Origin of the sequence: uncultured Caballeronia sp., from assembly GCF_964243625.1 — a bacterium.
In the GTDB taxonomy this organism is placed as follows: Bacteria; Pseudomonadota; Gammaproteobacteria; order Burkholderiales; family Burkholderiaceae; genus Caballeronia.
In genome coordinates this window covers 1-9,113 of the sequence record NZ_CAXTGZ010000219.1, presented here as the reverse complement: position 1 = coordinate 9,113, position 9,113 = coordinate 1, and the positions used below count along the sequence as shown (strand labels likewise).

At 59.8% G+C, this 9,113-nt stretch carries 12 protein-coding genes; 7 read left to right on the top strand and 5 right to left on the bottom strand.

Going from position 1 to position 9,113, the window contains the following annotated elements; genetic code table 11:
* The first annotated feature begins 48 nt into the window (after nt 1-48).
* The 5 genes from ACFFAR_RS16230 to ACFFAR_RS16210 all read left to right on the top strand — a co-directional run bounded on the left by ACFFAR_RS16230 (nt 49) and on the right by ACFFAR_RS16210 (nt 3,852).
* Nucleotides 49-267, top strand: a complete 219-nt coding sequence (locus tag ACFFAR_RS16230) for a hypothetical protein (protein ID WP_075359579.1) — start codon at nt 49-51, stop codon at nt 265-267.
* Nucleotides 268-435: 168 nt separating this feature from the next.
* Nucleotides 436-693 (top strand): hypothetical protein, encoded by a 258-nt coding sequence (locus tag ACFFAR_RS16225; RefSeq protein WP_061998925.1) that lies wholly within the window; start codon nt 436-438, stop codon nt 691-693.
* A 198-nt stretch (nt 694-891) separates the two neighbouring features.
* The gene (gene otsA / locus ACFFAR_RS16220) at nt 892-2,334 is read left to right on the top strand and encodes an alpha,alpha-trehalose-phosphate synthase (UDP-forming) (protein ID WP_375508127.1); all 1,443 of its coding nucleotides are present in this window, start codon (nt 892-894) and stop codon (nt 2,332-2,334) included.
* Between the two features lie 118 nt (nt 2,335-2,452).
* Nucleotides 2,453-2,809, top strand: coding sequence for a chemotaxis protein (locus tag ACFFAR_RS16215; protein ID WP_174364237.1), 357 nt, complete (start codon nt 2,453-2,455; stop codon nt 2,807-2,809).
* A 152-nt stretch (nt 2,810-2,961) separates the two neighbouring features.
* Nucleotides 2,962-3,852, top strand: coding sequence for a YihY/virulence factor BrkB family protein (locus ACFFAR_RS16210; RefSeq protein WP_375508126.1), 891 nt, complete (start codon nt 2,962-2,964; stop codon nt 3,850-3,852).
* Nucleotides 3,853-3,905: 53 nt separating this feature from the next.
* On the opposite strand, the gene ACFFAR_RS16205 is transcribed toward ACFFAR_RS16210, so the two are convergent.
* Nucleotides 3,906-5,390 carry an RNA polymerase factor sigma-54 gene (locus ACFFAR_RS16205; protein ID WP_061998927.1) on the bottom strand — a complete coding sequence of 495 codons (1,485 nt, stop codon included), beginning with the start codon at nt 5,388-5,390 and terminating at the stop codon, nt 3,906-3,908.
* 492 nt (nt 5,391-5,882) lie between these two features.
* Between ACFFAR_RS16205 and ACFFAR_RS16200 the strand changes: the two genes are divergently transcribed.
* A complete protein-coding gene (locus ACFFAR_RS16200; protein WP_061998928.1) occupies nt 5,883-6,215 on the top strand; it encodes a BON domain-containing protein in 333 nt (110 codons plus the stop codon).
* 169 nt (nt 6,216-6,384) lie between these two features.
* Nucleotides 6,385-6,690 (top strand): hypothetical protein, encoded by a 306-nt coding sequence (locus ACFFAR_RS16195; protein WP_174364395.1) that lies wholly within the window; start codon nt 6,385-6,387, stop codon nt 6,688-6,690.
* 143 nt (nt 6,691-6,833) lie between these two features.
* Here ACFFAR_RS16195 and ACFFAR_RS16190 read toward each other — a convergent pair whose 3' ends face one another.
* The 4 genes from ACFFAR_RS16190 to ACFFAR_RS16175 form a co-directional block, all read right to left on the bottom strand.
* Nucleotides 6,834-7,289: a PA2169 family four-helix-bundle protein gene (locus ACFFAR_RS16190; RefSeq protein ID WP_075359576.1), complete on the bottom strand. Its 456-nt coding sequence runs from the start codon at nt 7,287-7,289 to the stop codon at nt 6,834-6,836.
* A gap of 189 nt (nt 7,290-7,478) precedes the next feature.
* Nucleotides 7,479-8,084: a hypothetical protein gene (locus ACFFAR_RS16185; RefSeq protein ID WP_061998930.1), complete on the bottom strand. Its 606-nt coding sequence runs from the start codon at nt 8,082-8,084 to the stop codon at nt 7,479-7,481.
* Nucleotides 8,085-8,150: 66 nt separating this feature from the next.
* Complete coding sequence (locus ACFFAR_RS16180) at nt 8,151-8,507, bottom strand: DUF1488 domain-containing protein (RefSeq protein ID WP_375508125.1); 357 nt, start codon at nt 8,505-8,507, stop codon at nt 8,151-8,153.
* On the bottom strand, nt 8,504-9,113 hold a 610-nt coding region (locus ACFFAR_RS16175), incomplete at its 5' end, for a DUF4142 domain-containing protein (protein WP_375508124.1). The genes ACFFAR_RS16175 and ACFFAR_RS16180, both read right to left, overlap by 4 nt.

Here is a 9,113-nt window from a genome sequence, read left to right as displayed (position 1 = left end):
CATCAGGACCGTACGAGTGTCACCATCATAAGATCCAGGGAGCGCGCCATGACCGATCTCACCTCGTCTCGAAACCCATTGCGCGCGCAGACGCCGCAACCGCCTGATCCGCCGTTCACACCGGAACCGCCTCCGCCGTCCCCGCAGGAACCGCCGGACACCGTTCCCGATCCGACCCGCGAGCCGCCGTCACCGCCTAGCCAGCCGATAGGCGATCCACCGCCGGGACCGAACGAAACACCGCACATGTCCAGCACGTTTCATTGATACGACGCGGCGCCGAATTGCTTGAAGGATTTTCCAACACGCTGTAGGCATTACAACGCACGAGGTAACAATGACCTCGTTAGTATTTTATCCAAGGTCATTAATTCTGCTTTTTTAGCGACTCGCCGCCGACTTAACGCTCCGACGGCCTTCTTCCTGGAGGCATCCATGAGACATCCCGCACTGCGCCGTTCCGCGCGTCATACGTCTCGCCGTGAGGCACGCGCCGACTCACTCAAATCAGCAATGCCGCCAGAGCCTGAGGTTCCGGCGCCGAATGCGACGACCGACCAGACGCCACACGATCCCGCCGGACAGAACCGGCCAGCGCCGGGAACGCCGCCTGACGGCGATCACAATCAGGGCGGGGTACGCAAGGAAGGCATCGACTATCAGCGCGATCTGGGCTCGGAACAGGACGCCTGAGAGCGATAAGCAAGGCGTGTCGAGCGCGCTGGCCTCCCACCAAAATCTTCTGCGCTACACGCCCTTGCCGCGTGTTTTCGTTCGTTTGTCACATTTATACACAATTTTTATTTTCCAGATTGTAAAAACGGCACGTGTCTTGCATTGCTATTCCGATCAATTCGAACGAGCAACGACAACTGATGAGGTAAAGCTGTAATGAGCAGATTGATCGTGGTATCGAATCGCGTCGCGCCGATCCAGGAAGGCAAGCCTGCTGCAGGCGGCCTGGCGATCGGCGTGCTGGACGCGCTGAAGGAGACAGGCGGTGTGTGGTTCGGCTGGAGCGGCGAGATTGTCGGGGAAGCATCGGCGCCAGTGGTGGAGAAGCGCGGCAACGTCACGTATGCGACCGTCGGACTGACGCGGCGCGATTATGACCAGTACTACCGCGGCTTCTCGAACGCGACCCTATGGCCGACTTTTCATTATCGGAATGACCTGTCGCGGTTCGATCGCGAGGAATACGCCGGTTACGCCCGGGTCAATGCAAACCTTGCACTGCAATTGAAACCGCTGCTCGAACCCGATGACATCATCTGGGTCCACGACTATCACCTCCTGCCGTTCGCGCAGGAATGCCGCGCAGCCGGCATCAAGAATCCAATTGGTTTTTTCCTCCACATCCCGTTTCCAGTCCCTGAAGTCCTCCGCACCGTGCCGCCGCACGAAGAGCTGATCAAGGCGATGTGCAGCTATGACATCGTCGGATTCCAGACCGAGGCGGACAAGCAGTCGTTTGTGGATTACGTCGAACGCGGCCACCTCGGGCATCTCAGCGAAGACGGCATGTTGCAGGCGCATGGGCACATGTTGAAGGTCGGCGCGTATCCGATCGGCATTTATCCGGATGCGATCGCGAAGATCGCCGAGCAATTTTCCAATCGCAAGCCGGTCAAGAGCCTGCGCGACAGCCTGCGCGGCCGCAAGCTGATCATGAGCGTGGATCTTCTGGACTATTCGAAGGGGCTGGCGGAGCGATTCCAGGCCTTTGAGCGCCTGCTGCTTCATGCGCCGGGTTGGCATGGACGGGTATCGATGGTGCAGATCGCGCCGCCTACGCGCTCCGACGTGCAGACCTATCAGCGCATCCGGCAGAATCTCGAAGGCGAAGCGGGGCGGATCAACGGCCGCTTTGCACAACTCGACTGGACGCCGATTCAGTACCTGAACCGCAAGTACGACCGGAACTTGCTGATGGCGCTGTTCCGTCTGTCGCAAGTGGGATATGTGACGCCATTGCGCGACGGCATGAATCTCGTTGCAAAGGAATACGTGGCATCGCAAGACCCCGCCGACCCGGGCGCACTCGTGTTGTCGCAGTTTGCCGGCGCGGCCGACCAGCTGCCGGGCGCGCTCGTGGTCAACCCGTTCGACCTGTCGCAGATGTCGGAAGCGCTGGAACGGGCGTTATCGATGCCGCTCGCCGAGCGTCAATCCCGTCACACCGACATGATGGCGCCGTTGCGCGAGAACAATCTTTCCGTCTGGCGCGACTCCTTCTTGCAGGATTTGCGCAGTGTGGCGACGGCTGCATCGGTGACGAAGAAAACGGTGCGCCAGGTTTCCGAAGCTAAGCGACCGGCGCGCGTATCGAGTTGAATGGCTTGCTCTTTCGGTGAAGCCCCGCGCCTGTTCATCCGGCGCGGGGTTTTTTATTTGCGGTCGGCGTGCACGCGGAACGGCTTTTGCGTCGATGCATACACGCAATCAGGAGGTCATCATGAGTGGAAGCACTTTGGATCCGGACGAAGAAGGTGGTGTGGAAGTTGGGAAGGGCCATGGAACCGGCGCATTGGGGCCGAGCGATTCCTCGGATAGCGGATCGGATGTGCAAGGCGAAAAGCGGTATCCAGGTGATATCGAAGACGAACTCGATCAGCATGCGATCGGCCAGTCCGCAGCGGAGCTGAACAGCGACACGGATCGAAACGGAACGGGCGAGATGGCATCGGCGGACGGGGACAACAACCTCGAACTCGATTCGGACATCCTGCCTGACGAGGTCGAAGACGAAACCCGTGGAATCGACGATGAAACCGCCGACCCGGCCAACGACGAGGAAGAAGAGCCGTAATTTCCGCGGTTCCATGGAAAACGGCGCGCCCCGAGGGTGCGCCGTTTTTCTTTGTGCCTGTTAATCAGCGTTGTCAGGCAAAGCCCGAACGACCGCCCAGCGACGATTACGCGCTACCATCGCGGAAAAAGAACATCTGCGGGAGCGCGCGTTTGACCACGGCAACCACCAAACCGAAAGAACGAAGGCTGAAATTCTTCTGGTCCTGGATCCAGGAGCCGATCGTCCAATGGTCGCAGGATCATTGCGTCATGTTTTCTGCGGCCGTCGCATTCTTCGCGGCGTTTTCGCTTGCGCCATCGCTTGTCATCATCATCGCGGTCGCGAGTATTTTCTTTGGCGCGGACGCGGTGCAAGGGCGCCTGTTTGGCGAGATCGCGGGTGTCGTGGGCGCGGACGCGGCGCATGGCCTGGAAGCGATCGTCGCAAACGCGTGGCACGCGGATATCGCCACGCGTACAGCGATTCTTTCCGGCGTGGGCGTGCTAGTCGGGGCATCGGCGACATTTTCATCGCTGCATACGGCGCTCAACGTGATCTGGCCGGCACCCGTGTCAAGCACACGCGACAGCATTCTCGCCATCTTGCGCGTGCGGGCGATCTCGTTCGCGTTCGTGGTCGGCGCGGGTTTGCTGATCGTGGCGCTCCTCATACTCGATGCCGCCGTGGTCCTCGTCGGACAGTGGGTGCTCGGTACGAGCGGTCCATCGTTCCTGATTGCGGCGGTTGCTCAACGCGCAATTTCGCTTTTCATGATGATGCTGGCGTTTGCGGTGCTGCTGAAATTCCTGCCGAGCTCGCGCATGCAGTGGCGTGACGCGGCGCTGGGCGCCTCGGCGGCGGCGTTGCTTTTTGAGTGCGGCAAACGCCTCTTTGCGTTCTACCTGCAACACGCGGGCATGACCAACACGTTCGGCGCGGCGGGGTCGCTCGCGATCATCCTGATGTGGCTGTACTATTCGGCGGCGGTGTTCCTGCTCGGCGCGGAAGTATCGGCAACGGCAGGACGCAGGCGCAGGCAACACGTTTCCGGCTGGCGATAAAAAACGCCCTTGAATTATTTCAAAGGCGTTGGGTTCAGACCGGGAAAACCAGATTATGCGCGACGCAATTCGGCCGGCGGCACCTTCATCAGGTGGCGATACTTCGCCACTGTCCGGCGCGCAACGATCACACCCTGATCCGCGAGCATCTTCGCGAGGCTGACATCGGAAAGGGGTTCGCTGCTGCTCTCCTTCGCGATCATTTCTTTCAGCAACGCGCGCACGGCAGCGGCCGAACACGTACCGCCGCTTTCCGTGCTCAACTCGCGCGGGAAGAAATGCTTGAACTCGAAAATGCCGCGCGGCGTCGACATATATTTGTTACCCGTCGCGCGTGAAATGGTCGATTCGTGGAGTTCGAGCTCATCGGCGACATCGCGCAGGACGAGCGGCTTGAGTGCGATTTCGCCGTAGTCGAAGAACGCCTTCTGATGTGAAACGATGCACTCCGCCACGCGCTGAATGGTCGTGAAGCGCTGCTGTGCGTTGCGGATCAGCCAGCGTGCTTCCTGCAGTTGCTGGGCGAGCGGTGAACGGCTTGCACCAGCCGATTGCGCGAACAGCTCGGCATACATGCGGTGGATACGGGCGCGCGGAAGAACCGCCGGGTTGATCGTCACGACCCAGTTCTTTTTGACCTGGCGCACGATCACATCGGGAACGACGTAGTTGTCTTCTGCTGCACCATAGTTCGAACCTGGCTTCGGATCGAGCTTGCGCACGAGCGCACAAGCCACGCGCAGTTCGTCCGCGCTGCAGCCGATCTTCTTTTGCAACTCGGCTTGCTCACGGCGTGCGAGCCGTTCCAGATGATGCATCACGATCTCGATCGCAACGGCACGTCCCGGCGTATCCGCGTCGAGTGCATCGAGTTGCAGACGCAGGCATTCGGACAACGTGCGTGCGCCGACACCGGGTTTATCGAGCGATTGCACGAGCTTCAGCGCGATGTTCAATTCGGCTTCTGACAATGCCGGTTCGATATCGACGAGCTCGGACAACTCCTGCAAATCCTGACGCAAATAACCGTCGTCATCGAGTGCTTCGATGATCAGTTGCGCCACCGCGCGGTCGCGATCGTTGATTGGATAAAGCCGCAGGGTGTCGTGAAGCGTTTCATGCAAAGACGGTTCGATGCGAACCCAATCCGCGGGATCGGATCCGTCTCCATCGCCGTTGTTGCGTGTCGATGTACGGCCAAACGGATCGGAGGAGAACTCGCTCATGGAGTCCTCGTGCGACTGCGAATCGCTGCTGTCCGAACCATCGTTGCTGCTCTCGGCGGCCATGGGTGCGTCGACCGGTGCGGTGGCTTCGCCGAGGGAGGGCGTCTCGCTCAGGGAGCTGCCGTTGTCGGTGGAAAGCGCGTTGTCTTCCGCTTGCGTCTCGTCGTACTCGAGGAAGGGATTGGTATCGAGCGCGTTGCGCAATTCCTGCTGAAACTCGAGCGACGAAAGCTGCAGCAGACGAACCGATTGCTGGAGGCGCGGCGTGAGCGCAAGACTTTGTTTGGTACGTAGTTCGAGGGAAGGCGGCATTGCGTGTTGTTCCTCAATGTTGGATCTTTCGTGCGTCCTCTAGGAGCAACACTCGTGCCATGCGAGTGATCGCCATCATGCAACGTGCGTGAGTGCACGATCCGAAAGAGATTTTTCGCATGGATGTTGCCCGTCTTATTCTTGTTCAGGGACTAATTCGCGCACTTTTTACACGCTCATCGGCAAAGCGCGGTGGTCCTGAAGACTGAGAGGGCGTGGCTGCCGGGACGCAAACATCACACGTATGAATCGTGCGGTGCGCATTGATGCATGGGGTTTTCAGGGTTTAGTCCGGGTCACATTTGCCGATCGCCGCAAGCGTCCCGGCACGCTACTTGCGGTGCTTATCACGCTACCGGTAGTGCTTTGGCATAGCCGGTATGAACCGAGCAGGTTAGTGCAGCAAGAAGCTGCGGCCGTACGAGGCGGCCTGCGATCAATCGGGACAGCGGACTCCGCCGTCCTCTTAATTCGATAAGAAGGAGAATCTCTATGAAGTCGACCCAATTCCTGAAAGCAGCCGGTGGTATCGCGTGCGTCGTGTTTGCGCTGAATGTCAACGCACAGACCGCTACGCATGCAACAGGTGCTTCCACGTCGATCGGCACGAAGGTCGATGACTCTGCAATCACGACGAAGGTCAAGGCCGAGTTGCTGGGCGCGAAGAACGTCAAGTCCACGCATATCCACGTGAAGACGCGTGCGGGCGTTGTTTCGCTGACGGGCACGGTGCCGACGGCCGATGACAAGAGCGGCGCTGAAGAAGTCGTGGCGAAGGTCGACGGTGTCGACTCGGTCAAGAACCATTTGAAGGTCGTTCAATAAGACTCACTGAGAGATGCGGGCGGGCTGAGAGCCGTCCGCCTCTTTTCTGGTTTTATCGAAAAATTTTTCACGCTGGACACAATTGATCAGAAGTACGAATAAGTAACTCAACGTCCGGGCGCACAGGTTTTACTGTAGACGTCCGGCTTACAAGGAACTGGAGATGACCATGAAGAACACTAAAAAGTTTGCTTTGCTCGGCGCGCTCGCTTTTGCATTGGCAGGCCCCGCGATGGCTCAATCGGGCGGGGGTGCGGCGGGCGCGGGTGGAGCGGGTGGCGGTAATTCGGGCGGTCCGAATGCCGCGCCGGGAGACCCGACAACGGCCGCTCCGGACGGAACGATGAAGATGCACAAGAAGGGCATGGGCGGGACGACGCTGCACCAGCAGGACAAGAAGTCGCGTCTGCACGGCGCGTCGGCGGCTGCCGCGGCGTCCGCCATGGGCACGAACGACAAGGGCGCGCCGCACTGATTGATTGCTTTGAGTTTGCAGCACCAAACCCGCCCTTGCCGGCGGGTTTTTTGTTGGCTGATTCGTTTCACCGAACGCCAATAAAAAAAGCCGCTGCGCTTTCAAGCGCAGCGGCTTTCGCCGTACATCACAACAAGCTTGAATTACGACTTCGCAGCCGCTGCGTACTGGTTGCGGAGATCGCGTATGCGATCGTGGTTCTGGATCACACCCTGGTACTGGCGTTCGACGACCGCGCGAACATCGGCGGGTAGTTCCTTGTCCAGCGCCTCGCGATAATTCTTTTTCGCGACGTCTTCACCGCGCTCGCATTCGTCAAGGATTGCGTGGTCCGTGCGGTGGCTCATAGCCGCCTTCACGTCCACCCATCCGCGATGCAGAGCGCCACCCACGGTACCGCCCGTTTCCGGCTTGCCGCCAAGTCCTTGAACCACACCTTGAAGCTCCGTCGCGCCGCGTGCGCAGTCGTCTGCGCGGCCGGCGAACAGTTGCTTGAGCGATGCGTCCTTCGTGTCTTCTGCTGCCTTCCTGAAGCCCTTTTCGCCGTCTTTCGACGTTTCGATCAGATCGTTGAGTACCGAGACGATGTTCGTGCTCATATGAACCTCCTGTGAGTTATCGAAGATGGCCCGCGGCCGGGTTTGCAAGGATGGTTCTGCAATTTCCCATCGGACCGTGGTCTTTGTACAGTCGCAACGGGCGTGCCTGAACAAAGTGCCGAGGTAGAAAAAGAAAGGCCGCCAGCGGTGCATACACTCGCGGCGGCCCGTGAAACCAAACGCACGTTTCTATGCGCGCCGTTCAGCGAATTCCTGCACCGGTTCGGGCGGCTTGACCGGGTCGAAGTCCGCCCAGCGTCCGTTCCTCCATTGCCCCGAAGCGCGTTCGACTTCCATGCCGCCGGCATCGCGAAGGATCGATGCGGCTTCACTCTGCTGCTCAGGCGAGCAGTGCACCGCTACCAGTACGCCGGACTGGCGTGCGTCGATTGCATTGGCCGAGCCGTGGTTATCGGAACTTGTTTCATCTTGCGGCGCGCGTTTGCCTGATTTGGCGTGAGACATGGCGCCGGCCAGCGAACCCACATAAGCGCCCACGCCTGCTGCGACGACCGCAGCGAGCCACGGGGCCTTGAACACGAGGAAGATGGCCGCGCCGATGATCGCGCCGATCACGGCACCGATCGTGACACCTTTACCCGCACCCTTCGATGAATCCTTCGCGCCGGCATTTGCGTTGTGGTCTCCTCCGGTGTTCAGCCGCGAGTGTTGTCCGCTTGGGGACACGTAGAAAAGCGTGACGTCTTCCTCAACGAAACCGCGCGTGAACAAGCGCTGTGCCGCGGCCTCGGCTTTTGGAAACGTCTGAAATCGTCCAGCGATGATCAGCGACATAAGGACCTCCAGAAAACGTTGAATCGGATCAAATCGAACATGCGCAACTACATGCGATGCAAACCGTCATTCGGGCTCCATGCCCGCGACGCGAAACAAGCCGCTACGCAGCACGACACTGTCACCGCCGTTGCGATCGAGCGCTTCCGCACACACCGAACGAATCCGGGCGCGGCCCTGTTCGTACGCATTCATGAGGTCTTCCTCTCTCGCGGAAGCGGCGCCGAAGTGATCTTCGAGCGCCTCTGCAGAAATGGAACACACCACGGGGTCGGAGTCGACCAACGCCGTGAAGTGCAGCGCAAAATCATCACCGTCGTAGACGGGGGAGTCGTCGGCAAACTGGATGTGCATGGTCGAATCCTCATAGGCCGGCCGGGGATGCTGATCGTGCAGAACAAACCTTCCCGGAACGGCGGTCATGATGCGATGCCCTTCAATTTGGCGAGTTGCTGCGCCATGGCGTAGTGGTGCTTGATGATCGGCAGCGCCTTGGCCGCCGTGTTCTTGAGCAGTGCGTCGTTGCCCTTCATGCTTTCCGTGCTGAATACCGTGATCGCCTTCTGATGCCCGTTCAACGCGACCTGCTGGATATAAGCTTTATCGAACGCGGCGCCGTGCAGCGTCTCCAGGCTTCCCGTCACCGATGCATCGGCGCTCGGCGCCTCCGTGATGCCGTGATGCATGGCTGCGGCATCGAGGTAACGCGAGAGACGTGTGTGATCCGCGACCATCCGCTGAGCGAAGGCTTTTACTTGTGTATCGGACGAATTCGACAGCGCCAGTTTGCTGGCCGCGATTTCGGTGGCACCCGCGGTGCCGGCATCCTGAACGAATTGTTGGTCGATGGTCGACAGTTTGTCTTTCGCTGAGCTTGACGAAGCCGCCGACACCGGCGATGCACCACTCGCTGCGGGCGCTGCCTGGCTGTCCGAACCCGGACGGGCCGGCGCAACGGAGTTCCCGTTTTGTGCATAAGCCGCCAAGGGAACGCTCAGCGCCATTCCTATGAGCAGTGCGTGCCGCGTC